The organism is Desulfamplus magnetovallimortis (assembly GCF_900170035.1).
Classification (GTDB): domain Bacteria; phylum Desulfobacterota; class Desulfobacteria; order Desulfobacterales; family Desulfobacteraceae; genus Desulfamplus; species Desulfamplus magnetovallimortis.
In genome coordinates this window covers 58312-76228 of the sequence record NZ_LT828545.1, presented here as the reverse complement: position 1 = coordinate 76228, position 17917 = coordinate 58312, and the positions used below count along the sequence as shown (strand labels likewise).

The 17917-nt window shown below is 40.8% G+C and carries 15 protein-coding genes; 5 read left to right on the top strand and 10 right to left on the bottom strand.

Features of this window, described 5'->3' with window-relative positions; translation table 11 throughout:
* On the top strand, positions 1–1529 hold a 1529-nt coding region (locus MTBBW1_RS12080), incomplete at its 5' end, for a radical SAM protein (protein WP_080803970.1).
* Positions 1530–1977: 448 nt separating this feature from the next.
* Here MTBBW1_RS12080 and MTBBW1_RS12075 read toward each other — a convergent pair.
* Positions 1978–2730, bottom strand: coding sequence for a FadR/GntR family transcriptional regulator (locus MTBBW1_RS12075; protein ID WP_080803968.1), 753 nt, complete (start codon positions 2728–2730; stop codon positions 1978–1980).
* Between the two features lie 404 nt (positions 2731–3134).
* Between MTBBW1_RS12075 and MTBBW1_RS12070 the strand changes: the two genes are divergently transcribed.
* From MTBBW1_RS12070 to MTBBW1_RS12055, 4 genes are all read left to right on the top strand, one after another.
* On the top strand, positions 3135–3434 hold the full coding sequence (locus MTBBW1_RS12070; protein ID WP_080803966.1) for a YggT family protein: 300 nt from the start codon (positions 3135–3137) through the stop codon (positions 3432–3434).
* Between the two features lie 338 nt (positions 3435–3772).
* Positions 3773–4855 carry a type IV pilus twitching motility protein PilT gene (locus MTBBW1_RS12065; protein ID WP_080803964.1) on the top strand — a complete coding sequence of 361 codons (1083 nt, stop codon included), beginning with the start codon at positions 3773–3775 and terminating at the stop codon, positions 4853–4855.
* 208 nt (positions 4856–5063) lie between these two features.
* Positions 5064–6224 (top strand): type IV pilus twitching motility protein PilT, encoded by a 1161-nt coding sequence (locus tag MTBBW1_RS12060; protein WP_080803963.1) that lies wholly within the window; start codon positions 5064–5066, stop codon positions 6222–6224.
* Between the two features lie 8 nt (positions 6225–6232).
* Positions 6233–6928, top strand: coding sequence for a zinc-ribbon domain-containing protein (locus MTBBW1_RS12055; protein WP_080803961.1), 696 nt, complete (start codon positions 6233–6235; stop codon positions 6926–6928).
* A gap of 400 nt (positions 6929–7328) precedes the next feature.
* Here MTBBW1_RS12055 and MTBBW1_RS12050 read toward each other — a convergent pair whose 3' ends face one another.
* The 9 genes from MTBBW1_RS12050 to MTBBW1_RS12015 all read right to left on the bottom strand — a co-directional run bounded on the left by MTBBW1_RS12050 (position 7329) and on the right by MTBBW1_RS12015 (position 17586).
* Positions 7329–8108, bottom strand: a complete 780-nt coding sequence (locus tag MTBBW1_RS12050) for a type III pantothenate kinase (protein WP_080803959.1) — start codon at positions 8106–8108, stop codon at positions 7329–7331.
* A gap of 33 nt (positions 8109–8141) precedes the next feature.
* On the bottom strand, positions 8142–9089 hold the full coding sequence (gene folP / locus MTBBW1_RS12045) for a dihydropteroate synthase (protein ID WP_281255637.1): 948 nt from the start codon (positions 9087–9089) through the stop codon (positions 8142–8144).
* A complete protein-coding gene (gene ftsH, locus MTBBW1_RS12040) occupies positions 9089–11176 on the bottom strand; it encodes an ATP-dependent zinc metalloprotease FtsH (protein ID WP_080803957.1) in 2088 nt (695 codons plus the stop codon). Before ftsH ends, folP begins: the two co-directional genes overlap by 1 nt.
* Before the next feature lie 83 nt (positions 11177–11259).
* Positions 11260–12414, bottom strand: coding sequence for a 4'-phosphopantetheinyl transferase family protein (locus MTBBW1_RS12035; protein ID WP_080803955.1), 1155 nt, complete (start codon positions 12412–12414; stop codon positions 11260–11262).
* The gene (locus MTBBW1_RS12030; protein WP_080803954.1) at positions 12404–13222 is read right to left on the bottom strand and encodes a response regulator transcription factor; all 819 of its coding nucleotides are present in this window, start codon (positions 13220–13222) and stop codon (positions 12404–12406) included. The genes MTBBW1_RS12035 and MTBBW1_RS12030 overlap by 11 nt, the downstream gene beginning before the upstream one ends.
* A complete protein-coding gene (locus MTBBW1_RS12025; protein ID WP_245809360.1) occupies positions 13189–14202 on the bottom strand; it encodes a sensor histidine kinase in 1014 nt (337 codons plus the stop codon). The genes MTBBW1_RS12030 and MTBBW1_RS12025 overlap by 34 nt, the downstream gene beginning before the upstream one ends.
* 324 nt (positions 14203–14526) lie before the next feature.
* Positions 14527–15585, bottom strand: a complete 1059-nt coding sequence (locus tag MTBBW1_RS12020; protein WP_222424053.1) for a hybrid sensor histidine kinase/response regulator — start codon at positions 15583–15585, stop codon at positions 14527–14529.
* A 17-nt stretch (positions 15586–15602) separates the two neighbouring features.
* Entirely contained in the window at positions 15603–15761 is a 159-nt protein-coding gene (locus tag MTBBW1_RS29090) for a response regulator (protein ID WP_222424052.1), read from the bottom strand.
* Positions 15754–17586, bottom strand: a complete 1833-nt coding sequence (locus MTBBW1_RS12015; RefSeq protein ID WP_080803952.1) for a sensor histidine kinase — start codon at positions 17584–17586, stop codon at positions 15754–15756. Before MTBBW1_RS12015 ends, MTBBW1_RS29090 begins: the two co-directional genes overlap by 8 nt.
* Positions 17587–17917 lie beyond the last annotated feature (331 nt).

Here is a 17917-nt window from a genome sequence, read left to right as displayed (position 1 = left end):
AATATAAAAGGAGTGGGTTTAGCTCTCACCATAAACCTCCGTCATTAAACAACCCTTGCAGTAAAAGAGATTTCGGCGATGAAGTTAATCTAAAAAATGACAAGTCAGCAGGCATTCTTTTCTCAGGAACAAAACCATTTATTCACGATATATCACCCGGATGCATGCTTTGCGGTCAAGGAAAATGGTCGTGCCTTTTTGTTAACAATATCTGCAACGCCCATTGCTTCTATTGTCCATCAACACAGAAAAAAAAGGGGATTCCCGGAACCAACAATCTTGATTTCCCAACCCCTGACGATTATGTGGATTATCTTAAACAATTTGATATAGAGGGTGTAAGCTTCAGCGGCGGAGAACCCACCATGACAATGGAAAGGGTAACACTGTTTCTTAAAACCATAAGAAAACGACAACAGATTCCATATTATATATGGATGTACACCAACGGTATTCTAATAACAGAAGATAAACTCAAGAATCTTGCTGACCTTGGGCTTGATGAGATCCGCTTTGATCTGAGTGCAGACAGGTACAACATTGAAAAGCTTGAGATGGCTGCCAAACACATCCCCCATGTCACAGTTGAAATTCCTGCCATACCTGAAGATATCTCCACTGTAAAAGATCTTATTCCCAAACTTTACGATGCAGGGGTCAATTTCATGAACCTTCATCAGCTAAGGTGTACAAAGTTCAACAGGGAAAAACTCATTAAAAGGGGCTACACATTTCTCCACGGGCCAGGAGTAACAGTGCTTGAAACCGAGCTGGCTGCCCTGGAACTCATGAAATATGCCCTTGAAAATAAAATCCTCCTTCCCATAAATTACTGCTCGTTCACCTATCGCAACCAGTTTCAAAAAGCAGGTTCACGCAGAAGAAATGCCAGACTCATACGGAACTCATATGAAGATATTACAGATACAGGCTTTATCAGATCAATGTCCATCACAGGAGATTCAGAGGATATAAGAAACATAGATCTTCAAATAAAATTGCAGGGTTTTGATCAATCTTTATGGCATATTCCAAAGGAGGGTAAAACTCTTTTTTTCAACAGTTCGCTTTGGCCATATCTCGATGATTTAACTAAAGGATTCAAGGCTTCCCCTTGCATTGAATCCTCCCCTCGCATTGAAGCCGCCCCTCGCATTGAAGCTTCACCTTGCATTGAAAACACTGCATCCAGTAAACATTCATTTGAGGCTTACGATGTTCATTCATTGCAGGATTCTGCCACCCTCTCCCTTCATTTAAGTTACTTTAATACAGCATTAAAAGAGACCATGAGTTACAACAATCCTTTCAAAACAGTCAAGATCAATAATAAAAGGAAGGTGTTTATAGAGAGGCGCAGGGAAATGAAGAGCAGACAAATTAGAGAGAATGATATTCCTTTATTTGCTCAAAAATACTTGCAATATGGAGAACTTGAGGAGAAATCTGCCGAAAATAAAAATGAGAGTCTTAATGAGTTAAGCAAGTTTGAAGAGTTCAAAAGTGGATTGATGGAATTTTTTGTATAACGTACATGGCTGATCACCGCCACAATCGAAGGGATGAAAGTCATTTTCAAAACAGGCTGTTACGGAGACTTTCATATAAAACCTCTCATGAAGGGCCGCAGTTTCAAAAACCTGGAAGATATGAACCAACAGGCCTTTGAGTTGGCCACCATGCTGTTCTCCAGAGCTGTTAGACCGCTTAACCGAATGCAGCCACAGCCATGTAATTAATATGAAAAATTGCATGAGTCTGAGATCAAAGCTGGAAACCGTGTAGCCGGTGAGTCACAAGTGTAGAGAAAGACTGCAACATGATGCGTGGCTGCTTAAATATACAAGAGTTGCTTTTTTAGAAACATTGATGAACTCCAAGACATTTATAATAATCTGGAAAAAGAGTGGAAACAGCTTCAGAACTGAAAAAAATCCTAAACAACTTATTCCAAATTCTCCTTTTCCCTTTCCAGACTCAGTTTTTACCCTGTGCCATCGCCTCCTTTTCACGCATACGGACATTAAAGGCATGAACATGTTTTTCAGCTATTCTGGCTGCTTCTTCACCATTGCGGGACTTGATGGCGTTCACCAGTTGTTCAAGATCAATACGATTCTCATGTATGCGGCTACTTGAGAATTCAAGGTATTGATCATAATAACTTCTGATATTATCATGTACCACCTGGGCAGAGTAGCGATACAATGCGTTTCCGGCTATTCTTGCAACTTCCTTGTGAATGGCCTCATCAACATCCAGAAAATCCTCCCAGCCATCTTTTCCCCTTTCAGAACAACTGACAGCCTGATTTAGAAGCTCTTCCAATTTACGTATATCATCCTCTGAAGCGCGATCAGCAGCAAGTGATGCAATCCTGCCCTCCATCCCTTCACGGAACTCACCAATATCCAGAACAGAGACACGGCCTGACCTTATCATAAGAGCAAGGGTCTCTGTCAACTGTTCAGCTCCGGCTTCCCTAACCATGGAGCCGCCGCCAGTTCCAAGACGAATTTCAATAAGCCCCTTTTGCTCAAGTACTCTTAATGCTTCCCTTAGTGTTCCTCTGCTTACATTAAAGGTATCTTGAAGTTCTCTTTCCGGTGGCAATTTGTCACCAGGGGATAATTTCCCATCAAGAATGGCATCCTGAATCTGCCCGACAACATCCTGGAAAACCCTGCTTTTTTTAGCTTTTTGAAAATTGGCTCTGTTTTTTTTCTGCATAATCTTTCGCTTTCAATCATTATAAATAAAATGGTCTGACCATTATGGTGGTTAAAGCATTACTTTGTCAAGGCATTTTTGGACATCTTTATTTGGCATCCTTCATATGAACCCAACAGAACTTTACACTTTGTTGTGAGAGATTCCCACCAATCAGAGCTTTCTCTCAGGAAAGTGTAAACTGGGAAATGAAGCATGCCCTCTATTTTACATGCCCAAGCCCATCAATTTGCATCCTCAAAAATCTATAGTCCCTTCCCGTGCTATGAAGTATGGCCAAAATTACTTGACTTTTCATTTCAAAATACGGCATCCTTGTGTATTAATAATAAATAACAAAAGACTCATTACAGTTATCTCTGCATATGCATAACCAAATTAATTGAAGGAGATTTTTACTCGAAATGTTCATTCTGGGAAACTTTTTTCAAGCTGTAGCTGTGGTGCTTGACTATGCACTCCAAATATATATGTGGATTATAATTGCAAGGGCTGTACTCTCTTGGGTCAATCCAGATCCCTACAACAATATTGTAAGATTTATCAACAACATAACTGATCCTGTACTCTATCAGATCAGAAAAAGACTACCTGTATATTTTGGTGGAATTGATATTTCACCGATTGTGGCAATGCTTGCCATTATTTTTCTGCAAACATTTGTTGTTGGCAGTCTCCATCGACTGGCAACCTCGTTCCTGTAATTCACTTTTCATAACACTACTGTTCTTTCAATGTTTGATTGTCGTGGAAAAAAAAACGCCTGGAGTACCTGAAACCTTTGAAAAAACCACACGACAGTTTAAACTTGAAGAACCACTACTGCTTCTTTAGGAATGAGCACGAAATAATATGCTCAATTAGAATTTTCAAACGTACTGCCTGCGATGGTCGCCTGTTTTGAAATGGGCAAGTTATTTAAGACTCATTCCCTAACTTAGGTTCCTTTGGGCAAACTTTTCCATAAACACTTGCTTTTCCAGAAAATAAAATGAAAACCTCTATACTATAAATTGCCTCTCTTTACAGGAGAACGATTGCAATGGCCAAAATTGACGCTTTTTTTAAACTGATGAATGACCAAGGTGCTTCTGACCTTCACCTTGTGGCAGGCCAGCCTCCTGCCCTACGCCTCCACGGTGATATGGAGCGAATCAAGTATAAAACATTGTCCAACGATGACTTGAGGACAATCCTCTATGAAATCACCCCTGAGGATAAAATAAAGGTGTTTGAAGAGACAGGTGACGTTGACTTTGGTTACGAAATCCCGGGACTTGCAAGGTACAGGGCAAACTACTTTATGCAGAGAAATGGAATAGGTGCGGTTTTTCGTGAAATCCCCGCTGAAATCCTTACAGCAGAACAGCTTGGACTTCCACCTGTAATATCAAAACTTGCATCATTGCCAAGGGGCCTTGTCCTTGTTACGGGACCAACTGGAAGTGGTAAATCAACAACCCTTGCAGCAATAATTGACCAGGCCAACAGAATCAGAAAAGACCATATCATAACTGTAGAAGACCCCATTGAGTTTGTTCACAAAAGCCAGAATTGTATCATAAACCACAGAGAAGTGGGAATGCATACCAAATCATTTTCCTCTGCACTTCGAGGTGCGCTTCGTGAAGACCCGGATATTATTCTTGTAGGTGAGATGAGGGATCTTGAAACAATATCCCTTGCCATTGAAGCTGCCTCCACAGGTCACCTTGTTTTTGGCACACTCCATACATCAAGTGCAGCAAAAACCGTTGACCGTGTTATTGAGGTTTTTCCGGCCACAGAACAGGCACAGATAAGATCCACCCTGTCCGATGGTATCAGGGCTATTGTTGCCCAGGTGCTTTTTAAACGAATAGATAAAAAAGGCAGATGCGCTGCTCTGGAAATACTTGTGGCCACACCTGCTGTCAGAAACCTTATACGTGAATCTAAAACCCACCAGATTCCGTCAATGATTCAAACAGGAAAACAATATGGTATGCAGCTTCTTGACGACGCTGTAATGCAACTGTACAATAAAAGATGGATAAGCGCTGAAGAGGCATACACCAAGGCTAACAACAAGTCACTCTTCAGACCATTCCTGAAAACGCCTCCGGTGGATTTCACAGAGGCATAATTTATGGTCTTGTAAAAAATTCCAAACAACAGAGACGCTATTTTAATAACGGCCATGGCGGCATTACCGCCACAATCGAAGAGATGAAAGTCGTTTTAAAACAGCCTGTTACAGAGACTTTCATATAAAACTTCAGCGGGTACTGCTGGAAAGTCTTGAAACCGCACTTTTTTGCAGGTTCATCAGAAATTCAGGGGAAAAAGCTGCCATGCAGAAACAAGAAATAGACCACATTCTGAGTAAAATGCTTGAAGCCCATTTTAACGTATCAGACCTTAACTTTACTCCTGGAAAACCCCTTCAGGTGGAATCATCGGGAGAACTGATACCAGTTAAAATGGAGCCTGACTTCAAGGTTTTAACCCCGTTTCAGACCGAAACAATTGCTCTTAACCTTATAAAACAGGATCGCCGCCTTACAGAAGCTCTGCTCAGGGAAGGTTCCTGCGACCTATCATATGCTCTTGGGGACAAGGCACGTTTCAGGGTAAATATTTTTTCAAGATCAGGTCAATACTCCATTGTTCTGAGAAAACTTGAAACAGCCATCCCCACAATAGAGAGCCTGAACCTCCCTAAAACCTTTCACAAGATGACCCAGGAGAAAAACGGCATCATTTTTGTAACTGGTGCCACAGGTAGTGGTAAATCAACATCTCTTGCCGCTTTTCTCGATGCATTAAATGAAACCAAATCCATTCACATAATCACGCTGGAAGATCCCATCGAATTTCAGCATCCCCAGAAAATGGCCACATTCAACCAACGTGAGCTTGGAGAAGACTTTGACACATTTGCAAATGGCCTCAGAGCGGCCTTAAGGCAGGCGCCCAAGGTTATCCTGGTTGGTGAGATGAGGGACAGAGAAACTGTGGAAATCGGTCTTTCCGCAGCAGAGACCGGCCACCTTGTTGTATCAACGCTCCATACAGTTGATGCCGGACAGACAATAAACCGTATCATAGGAATGTTTTCATTAAAAGAAGAGCATCAGATAAGAATACGCCTTGCAGATACCATAAGATGGATTGTATGTCAGAGACTTCTTCCAAAGGTTGGTGGCGGAAGGGTTGCAGCCTTTGAGATAATGGGAAGCAACCTGCGAATAAAAGACTCTATTCTCAATGGCGAAATGGACGGCAAAACGTTTTATGAAATCATCACCGATGGCGAAGCCTTTGGTATGACAACATTTGACCGTTATATAATAAGGCTTTATCAACAAGGACTTATTACAGAAGAGACAGCTTCTGCCTATGCCTCAAGAAAAGCTGTTGTGGGCAGGGGAATGGATACCATAAAAAGTGCCAGGGGAGAAAAAACCACTGACATTGAAGCCCTTGAACTTGATCATGACTATGAAGGATAGAATGATATATGGAAATTTCATGCAACCATTGCTACACAAAACTCAATATTCCGGATGAAAAAATTCCCAAGGGAAGAAAAGCCTCTCTGTTGTGCCCGAAATGCAAACAGAGAATACATATAATGCCTGATGAAAGCAACACCCAGACTCTTGATAGCAGCGAAATTCCTGTACAGTCCAAAGCACCCCAGGTGCCGGTACCAAGAAGAGTTTATCCTGAAACATCTGAATATAATGCTTCTGACAAGCCTTTTGACCTTCTTGATGAAAATGCCAAAACAGCTCTTTTATGCATTTCACATCCACATGCACTTGAGATATCAGTAAAGATAATGAACAGCATGCAGTACCAGATTGAAACTGTGGATAATGTTCAGACAGCTCTCAACCGTATGAAGTATCACCTTTTCAACATTATTATTGTTGACGAGGATTTTGATGTTAACAGAAGAGGGTTTGCATACCTTATGGAGTACATCAATGACCTTGATATGATGTTGAGACGACGCACTGTTGTATTCTTTCTGTCAAAAAACCATAGAACAATGGACAACATGGCTTCGTTTCATTTAAGCGTAAACCAGATAATAAATATAAGCAAAATCACCGGAATGGAAGGACTTGTCAGGCGTACCGTAAAAGAGCACGAACAATTTTATGCCATTTACAACGAATCCCTCAGAAAAATGGGTAAAATTACATAAGGCTTTGAACTTAGCGCCCTTTAGGCGGGCTTGTCCACCTTAAACAAAGGTGGACATGAAGGATGCCAAATTTGGATGTTTTTATTAGAAAGCCTTCGTAACATGCTGATATATAAAAAATTTCAACCATCGTTGTGATGTGTCAGCAAACATGGAGGTTTATTAAAAAGCCCCCATATTTTAAGGCTTTTGATGACTTTCATACTTCGTTGTGGCAGATGTATCTGCCATGGCCGTTTATAAGAAAGTCCCCGTATTTCAAGGTTTTTTTCAGGGCTTTCATGCTTCGTTGTGGCAAAATGGGTTTGCCATGGCCGTTATATGAAAGTCTCCGTAAGCAACTGATTTTTTTTATTAAGACTTTCAAAACTTCAATTGTGGCGGGTATCCGCCATGTACGTTATTTGGTCTTCATCAGCTCGTCACTTATAATTCTGAGTCCCTCAAGGGTGAGAGAACTTTCAACAGATTCAATGGTATCTGAAAGACCTGCAATCAATACAGCAAGGCCACCTGTTGCTATTATTGCAGGCTCCGTTGCCATCTCCCTCTTCATACGGGCAACCATACCATCAACCATTGCAGCATTACCGTGCATAAGACCGGACTTGATACTGTCAATGGTATCCTTTCCTATAACTGATGCAGGCGGCATGAACATCTCCACCCTTGGCAATCTTGATGCTCTTTGAAACAGAGCCTCTGATGAAATCATCAATCCCGGAACAATTGCCCCGCCAAGATACTCCCCTTTTTCTGAAATTGCATCAAAGGTTGTTGCTGTGCCAAAATCAATTACAATCAGACTTTTTCTGTACTTTGCATAGGCTGCAATTCCATTGACAATTCGGTCTGCTCCAACCTCGGCAGGATTGTTATACAAAATAGGCATGAGGTTCCTGACAGATTCAGGATAAACCCAGAAAGGCTTTGTCAAAAGATATTTTTCACAGAAACGATCCAAAATCGGCACAGCCGGAGGTACAACAGAAGATATTACAACGCTTGTGATATCTTCTTTATTTATCCCTTTATCTGCAAACAGGGCATTGGCAAGGACATTAAACTCGTCTGCGGTGGTATCTCGAATTGTTCTGATTCTCCAATCTCTTATCAGAGTATTACCATCAAAAACACCAAGTACAGTATTGGTATTGCCCACATCAATTACAAGCAGCATTTTCACCTCGTGTTTTATCACTAATTATGCAATTCAGACAATCTTGACAGCATGAATGATATCTGCAACCACCCTTGCTGATGCCACATCATGTACCCTGACAATATGAGCGCCATTCATCAAACATGCTGCAACAGAAGCCATTGTGCCGCATTCTGTCTCTATAGAGAGGGGAGTTGTTTTTGCAGAAGTTCTTTTATCGGCAATGATCTTTTGTATAAATGATTTCCTGGATGGCCCCATGAGTACCGGAAATCCAAGAGCAGATAGCTTATCAAGATGCCTTATAAGCATAAGATTGTGCTCAACCCTCTTTCCAAAGCCAATTCCAGGATCAACAATAATATGATCAGGAGAAATCCCTGCCTTGATAGCAATCTCTGCACGATCAGCAAGATAGCTGATAATTTCACCCAGAAAATCATCATAATCCGGATTTATCTGCATTGTTGCAGGAGAACCCTTCATGTGCATCAAAATCACAGGAACCTCTCTTTGGGCGGCAAGTTCCATCATAAGAGGATCCATCTCCATGGCACTTATATCGTTAATGATGGATGCCCCTGCATCAAGTGCCTTTGATGCAACTTCAGACTTTACTGTATCAATTGATATGGGAACATTAACCTGTGCTGAAAGTTTCTCAATTACAGGAATAACCCGTTCAAGCTCTTCTTCAACAGACACAGGCTCTGAAAAGGGTCGGGAAGACTCCCCGCCAATATCAAGAATATCTGCTCCCTGCTCAAAAAGCTTAATTCCGTGTGATACTGCATCCTCACATGCAAAAAACTTCCCGCCATCGGAAAATGAATCAGGAGTTGTGTTTATAATACCCATTATACATGGCTCAACTCCAAGCCTGAGTGAGTATCTGCCCCATTTTACATTGTATAATAGGTTACAAAAGGATGCTTTTCCGCTTCCATGATTCATTGTATCTGAATTCATGTGCAAATTTTTGTTAGTATTGCAACTCATCACTTCTCACTTTCCTCGTCACTACCTGGTTTCATATCACTCTTTGAATCCTTTGTACCTTTTTCATAAGCATCTTCATCAACAACAGACTTCCCTGAAGCTGCTTTTTTACCAGATACTTTTCCCTTTCTAAAAAGAAAACTGATTTTGTCGCCATCATCATCGCCGGAGTCATCATCCATATCTTCATCCCCGTTGCCATCAGGGTCATCCTCACCATCACTGTCATCTTCCATGGCCATGGCCATCAAGGCTTCATCATCAAAAAATGTATCTGGCTCGGGAGGATTGAAATCTGGTTTCATTGACTTTATCAACTCATCCAGCTCTTTACCCATAACTGTCTCTTTTTCAAGGAGAAGTGCAGCAAGCTTATGAAGAATATCAAGATGCTCCTCAAGTACCTCACGGGCAATATTGTAATTTCGCTTTATAATATTTGAAACCTCTGCATCAATCTTCCTTGCAGTATCCTCAGAATACTCCCTGGCATGGCCAAATTCCCTGCCTATGAAAATCTGCTCTCCACCCTGATTATAATCAAGGGGACCAAGATCATCACTCATACCCCAGATCCTTACCATTCGATTTGCCATGGCAGTTGCCTGTTTTATGTCATTGGAGGCACCTGTACTGATTCTCTTGAAAATGAGCTCCTCTGCAACTCTTCCGCCAAATGCAACGCAAAGTTCGTTTTCAAGCTGATCCTTATATTTAAAACCGCTCTCATCCGGCAGAAACCATGTTACTCCAGCAGCCCTGCCTCTGGGAATAATGGTAATTTTATTAACCGCATCAGTTCCGGGAAGAAGTCTTGCAACAAGGGCATGGCCTGCCTCATGGTAGGCAGTTGTCTTTTTTTCATCTTCGCGGATCACCTTGGATTTTCGCTCAAGTCCCATATAGACCTTGTCCTTTGAATCCTCAAAATCCACCATGGTAAGTTTTTCATGATCTCGTTTTGCAGCAAGAAGTGCAGCCTCATTAACAAGATTTTCCAGATCTGCTCCGGAAAATCCCGGAGTTCCCTTGGCAAGAACAACAACATCAACGTCATTGTCAAGAGGTGTTCTTTTCATGTGAACTTTAAGGATACCAATTCTGCCCTTGATATCGGGAAGATCAACAACAACCTGACGGTCAAAACGCCCTGGCCTTAAAAGTGCAGGATCGAGAACATCTGCCCTGTTGGTTGCGGCCATCAGTATAACACCTTCGTTGGACTCAAATCCGTCCATCTCCACAAGAAGCTGGTTCAGTGTCTGTTCACGCTCATCATGACCACCACCCATACCGGCCCCACGCTGCCTTCCAACAGCATCAATTTCATCTATGAAAATAATACAGGGTGCATTTTTTTTACCCTGGGCAAAAAGATCCCTGACCCTTGATGCACCAACACCCACAAACATCTCCACAAAATCCGAGCCACTGATTGTAAAAAAAGGCACCCCTGCTTCACCGGCAACAGCCCTTGACAAAAGGGTTTTTCCTGTTCCAGGAGAGCCAACAAGCAGAACCCCTTTGGGTATTCGGCCACCAAGGCGGGTAAACTTTTTGGGTTCTTTAAGAAAGTCAACCACTTCGGTCAACTCTTCCTTTGCTTCATCAATACCTGCAACATCCCTAAAGGTGACCTTTTCCCCCTTTTCAGACATAAGGCGTGCTCTGCTTTTGCCAAATGACATTGCTTTTCCACCGCCCCCACCCTGCATCTGGCGCATAAAGAAAATCCACACCCCAATCAGGACAATCATGGGCAGCCATGAAATAATAATAGACATGAACCATGAGGATTCAGTGGGAGGTTTGGCTTTAATGGCAACCCCGTGTTTTCTGAGAATATCAATCATCTCAGCATCCCTTGGAGCAAAGGACTTGTATCTGGTTCCATTGATATCTGTAAAATAGAGATCCTGCCCCTGAAGTACAACGCTCTGGACACGATCTGCTTCAACCATGGCCAGAAACTCCGAATACCCAAGGCTGCTCTCTGTTACAGGCTGCTGATTAAAAATATTATACAACATCACCATCATCAAAACGATCACTAACCAAAGTGACAGATTTTTATAGAACTGATTCAAAAGATTTACCTCTCTAAACTTTTTTTACCAAATTATCATTAAAATCACATCATAAAAATGGAAATTCCTATACCATAAAATCACTACTCAATTAAAGACAATACATAACAATCATTAACAAGAAAAGAGCTGATCACAACATCAACCTGCTCTCCATGATAAAAAATTTTATCTTCCAACACTTCAACATTATGAAGGCTTTCATTAAATCCCTTGCCAATGTATTTAAGGAAGGCCTCTTTAACTGTCCATGATTGAAATATACTGCAAGGCTCCATGGAAAGCTTCCCAATCTCTTTTTCAGTAAATGCTGTTTTCAAAAATAATTTATCCGGAAGTTTCCCAATTTTTTCAATATCCACGCCAACAGATAATACGTTTTTTTTAAAATCTTTCTCTGTTTTTTCAATGCCATTGTGTCTCAATGAGCAACAAAAACCCTTTTTTTTGTGATCTGCCCTATTGCAATGAAGATTTTGTTCCTGCTGTTTTCCAAAAGAAGAGTTCTGTTTAGTGTGATAATCCCACGCACGATTTTCATGATCAAGGGGGGAGGTTAAATCAGACAATGAAGGCTTAGCAAAGGCTGCAACAGCATAGTGGCCGGAGTGGGATATAGATAGTGCTGTATCAGGAAAGGATGCAACATAGGGTGCTCCAAACTCTGTGTATGATATGACTATTTTATCCATTCCGGACATCATTGAGGGTATGGCTGAGATAAAAAAAGAGGCAGTATTAGCAGAAGAGGTGGCTTCAGCAGAGGAGGTGGTTTCAGTAATAGAAGTGGCTTCAGTAATAGAAGTGGCTTCAGTAATAGAAGTGGCTTCAGCAATAGAAGTGGCTTCAGCAATGGAGTAAGCTTCGGACAAACTGTAGGCACAGTCTCCCTCATTGATAATGAAATATTTAACAAGAAATCGTCCAGAAATCCACTCCAACTGTTTTTTAAGGCTTTTAAAGCCGTTTAGCTGCACAAGTTCATGCTCCGATAAAAAGGAAAACAGAAAATCATCTGGAGAAAAAAAGATATTTCTTTTAAAAGCAAAATCATCAAGGGGCTTTTCGGGTATAATTTCAGAGGCAAAAGATTGAATATCAAGACAATAGAGAGAACTCTTTCCTGAATCATAAATCCTTTCTGGAATATGAACAGCTTGTTCTGAATCACAGCCATTTTCCGGAAAATGCGCTGTTTTCCCTGAATGACTTTTAATTACAATCTTGTCAATTATCATGCTCAAAAATATATCCTACAGATCTCCGACTTTTAAAATATTGTGGCTTTCTGGGATTTTTCTCAAAATATTTTCTGAAGCGCACCATAAAATTATCAAGGGTTCTTGTGGAGGTATCACTGGAATAGCCCCATCCAGCCTCAAGAAGATCCTTGCGTGAAACAGGCCTTCCCCTGTTGGCAATAAACAGTTTCAATAATTTAATCTCCTGCTCTGTAAGGACAATTTTACCCCCATGCCCCAGGGCTTCACAAGTAATAAAATTAACAGTGTTTTCTCCAAAAGAGTAAGAGTCTCCTGAAAAAGGCTCTGAAATAGATGAAGAATGACCATGAAAATCGTCTTTATGAGGATTTATCCCACTCACTTCTTCTGCTCCAGAACTTTCACTTCCGGAAAATGGTGATATCATCTTTTTATCAGCCGACCAGGTTCCCCTTGCAATCAATCTTTTGACCCGAAGCAGGAATTCATCCAGATCAAAGGGTTTGGCAAGATAGTCATCCACTCCGCAACGAAGGCCATGAACCTTGTCCTCAACGCTGCTTTTAGCAGAGAGGATAAGCACAGGCAATTTTTCATCATCAGCTCTTATGGTGCGAAGTACAGAAAAGCCATCAATCATTGGAAGCATCACGTCCAGTACAATAAGATCGGGTGACCATGAACGCCATATTTCAAGCCCCATAACCCCGTCAGGTGCAACCTGAACGTCATAACCCTGAATAGCAAGATTCAGCTCAATACCCTCGGCAATGTGAGCCTCATCCTCAATTACCAGGATACGCTTTTTTTTACCATTTTCCATAAATTCTTACCATGAATATCCCCTGTTTCCTCACGGGGAAGAAAAAGAGTAAAAACAGATCCTTTTCCACTGCCTTCACTTGTTGCTGTAACCTTCCATCCGTGTATTCTGGCAATACTGAAAACAAGGTAGAGTCCAAGACCGCTGCCCTTTACATCAACTCCATTAACATTACCTGCCTGATAAAATTTCCTGAAGATCTTTTTTATTTCACTCTTCTCAATACCGATACCGTTATCTGAAAAATCAATACAGATTCTCTGCCTGCATGGCCGGAATGAGATATCAACCCTTGGATGCTTTGATTCATTATACTTTACTGCATTTGAAAGAATATTCATCAAAAGCATCTCAAAAAGCAAAATATTTACAGGATATATATATGCTTTTCCTGGATCATGTACTGTTATCCTGCATTGATGAAACAAAGAGCCATGACTTTTACAGAAATTTTCAACAAGGTCAACCAGATCTTCTCGGGTCAGCTCGGCACCATAACTTCGACTTTCAATTCTTGCCAGATTCAGGATGCTGTTGATATTATCAATCAGGCGTCCCACATCACTGAGCATGTATTTACTATATTTCCTGATATCTTCAGGTTCAAGAGGGTGTCTCAAAAAAGTTTCAAGATATATTTTAAGTGAAGTAACGGGGGTTTTCAACTCATGGGTAAAATTATAAATAAAATTATGCTGAAGGGTAAAGAGTCTTACTGTCCGCTGGTAATAGATAAATGCCAGGAGAATACCTGCCAGGACAACAGTAACCAGAAGAGTCAAAACCAGAATGGTCATTCCGGTTCTTGATGGGAAAATCTGTCCAGGGTCAATGTGAAACTTCTTGATTATCACTTCAAGGGCAGCCGTTATCTCCATATACCAGTAAATTGTCAATACAAGGGCAGTGGCAAGTGAGATTATGGAACATGCAAAAATAAATACTGGGTGAAGATACCATCTTGAAGTATTTTGCATCATTGATCTTAAAATTCCAAATATTGATAAACGTAAAAATACGGTACCCGCATATTAATACGCAATACCTTACATTTTGCTGCAACAAAAAAATGAGCATATCTCAATACACTATACAACAAACGCATCACTCCGATACTTACCAAACACCCCCAATGTTTGCTGAGGCATCACAACAAAATATGAAAGTCGCTACATATCAGCCTGCTAAGGAGACTTTCTAATAACGTACATGGCGGATTACCGCCACAATCGAAGGGATGAAAGTTGTTTTAAAAACAAGCTGTTATCCAGACTTTCATATAAAACTTGTAAAAAATTTGCAAATTAAAGAACAAGAACACCTGGTACAGAAATCAGAAACTCTGTCTCTTCTCCATAGACACTTTTACATTCAATTGTACCACCAAGGGTTTGTGTAACAAGATTGAAAACAATTGACATCCCAAGTCCTGTCCCTCCTTGCCCCCTTGTTGTTGTGAAAAAAGGGTCAAAGATTTTTGCAAGCTGCTCATCGTTCATTCCAACGCCGGTATCTCTATATTTAATAAAAAGATCGGAATTCTCAAATGAGATATCAAAAAAAACTTCCCCTTTATCACTCTTCTCGTCCTTAAAACCGTGTATAAAGGAGTTCATTAAAAGATTACTGATAATCTGAGAAAATGCCCCTGGATATGAATTAACTTCAATGGTATCAGGGCAATTGACTTCAAGCACAATACCCATCCGGTTACGATAAGCTGGTCTAAGGCTTACCAGTACATCCTGAAGATATTTTTTTAAATTAAAAACTCTTTTCTCTTCTATTGTCTGATCAACAGCCACCTGCTTAAAACTCTTAATAAGAGCGGCTGCACGCTCCATGTTAACCAGGATTGAATGGGAAACTTCACCCATGTTCTGTAGATAGTTTTCCAGATCGCTCTTTTTTAGAGTTCCGGATGTAAAAAGCGAATTGATGCTTCCTGTCCTGTCTTTTAAGAAAGAGGCAGCAGTGATTGCAATCCCGACAGGTGTATTGATTTCGTGGGCAACACCTGCAACAAGCCCCCCAAGAGCTGCCATTTTTTCTGCCTGAACCAGTTTATCCTTTGTCTTTTCAAGGGCGTCAAGTGACTGAATCAACTGAGCATTAACTTTTTCAAGGCCTTTTCGATACTGCTCCTTTTCCCTTAGCAACTGTGCCCTTTCAAGGCATTTTGTAACAGAATGAATAAGAACTGTCATATCCTGAATGGGTTTTATGATATAATCCCATGCTCCAAGACGAAGAGCATCCACAGTATCCCCAATATTAGCAGCGCCGGAAATTATTATCACAGGTGTTTCAGGTGACTTTTTAACAACCTCACCAAGTACAGCCAAACCATCCATTTCCGGCATACGAAGATCGCATAAAATCACATCCGGCTTTTTTTTTCAAAAAACAGCAGGGCATCTCTGCCATTTTTTGCTTCATTAACATGATAACCGTAATCCTCAAGAAAAGCCTTTACGCTATCTCGGATATAGGCCTCATCATCAATTACGAGAATTTCTGTTCTATTATGGTCATCCATTGTTTTGCTTCCCGGCTTCATGTAAAACTTTCTGAATTTCAATGGAAAGACATTCAACAGTAAACGGTTTTTTCATAAGAGACTTGATCCCGGGAACACTGCGCTGCAACTCAGAAAGGTTATCCATGGGATAACCACTGCAAAGAATCACAGGGATACCCGGCCTGAAACTGAAAAGCTCCTCTGCTAGCTGGATACCTGTAAAATCAGGCATTGTCTGATCAAAAACAGCAAGATCAACTCCCGATATTTTTTCAGGCTCTTTTATATATAATGCGGCTTTCATACTGGAATCAAATGATTTTACAACATAGCCAGACTCTTCAAGCCCCTCTTTGTACATCTGGACAATTGCAGTATCATCATCAACAACAAGGATATTCTGACTTCCAGAGCGCCTTGTCTGCAATTTTTTATTTGCTTCTTCATCATACCTGACACCTTCATTTAATATCGGTATCAAAACCGAAAAACATGTCCCCTCCTCAGGGGAGGATTCAAAATGGATCTCTCCATCAAGATGGCGCACAATGTTTCTGGCAATTGAGAGTCCAAGTCCGGTGCCCCTGCCTTCATCCTTGGTTGTAAAATAAGGGTCAAAAATTTTCTGTCTTATATCATCAGGAATCCCCTTGCCGGTATCAGTTACCTGGACCAGAGCATACCTTCCGGATTGAAGGAGGTTATCAGGGATTCTGCCTGAAGATGAGGGGTCATACATATCTTCCCAGACTGAACAACAGCATGGTGGGCCATCTGATGAAGGTTCTATTTGCTTATATTTACCTTGAAAGCAGCAATCATTATTATCATGGTCGGTTGTGAGTGGTGAGTTCGGCCATGAAGAGTTGTTCTGCAAGGTCTTTGAAGGGACATTGTCAGGCATTATTATGCCGGAAAACTCACTTTCTTTATTTTGGGGTAAAAGTGAATCCTGATCGTTAGTTACAAGGACTTCTTTAAGTGAAATTGTCAAAATCCCACCAATTGATTCCATGGCGTGATATGCATTGGTGCAAAGGTTCATCAGAACCTGATGAATTTGGGTGGAGTCTGCTTTAACACGGCCGCATCTTTTGTCCAGCGACTCCCGAATGGTTATTGTTGAGGGTATGGAGCCTTTGAGCAGCCTTACAACTTCTCTTACAACATATCGAAGCTGTAACGGCCTTATTTCACCTTCATCCTTTCTGGAAAGGTTGAGAATCTGATTAACAAGATCTGCCGCACGGTAACCGGCCTTCTGAATTTTTTGACTTCTCTGATAAACCATATCACCTGGCAGTGATGAGTTCATCAACATACCTGCATATCCTAATATCGGACTTAAAATATTATTAAGATCATGGGCTATTCCTCCGGTCAGGGCGGCAATTGCTTCCATCTTCTGTGCCCGCCGAAGCTGCCTTTCAAGATCTTTTTGATACTGCTGATTTTTTTTCTTAAGATCACTCTCTTTCAAACATTTTTGGATAGCATGACGCAGTACATTCATATCCTGTATGGGTTTCAGGATATAGTCGCAGGCACCAGAATGCAGGGCTTTCACAACAGAAGAGAAGTTTCCCGTCCCAGAAGCCACTATAACAGGAATTTCAGGAGCGGTTTCATAAAAAAGATCAAGAAGCTGATAACCATCCAGCTCTGGCATTTTTAAGTCAAGCAGCACAATATCAGGTTGAACTTCATTAAAGACCTTCAGACCTTCTTTACCATTGGCAGCCTCAAAAACTGTAAAGCCATAATCTTCAAGAAAAAGACGAATACTCCTTCTGATAAAAGCCTCGTCATCAACAGTAAGTACCTTTGGGCAGTATTCCACCATTACACAGTTACCTTACAACAAATTCACAGACAAATGTCCTCAATATTCAACGCAACATACAAGTACCAGAGAATTTTTAAAAACTATTCTGTAAATAACTCCATGTCAAGGAGTATCGCATCTGACGCAAATTATAATACATTCCATACCGGAACTTGTCAGTTACAAATTCTTTCTAAGGAATTGATTTTTAATAACGGCCATAGCAAACCCATTTCACAGATTTTCTGATAATAAAAATACCCCAATCCTTCACTATAATAAAAAAAATAATAATAAATACATTATAGATAAAATTGTATCTAAAAAATTAAGAATATAAAAAAACCCC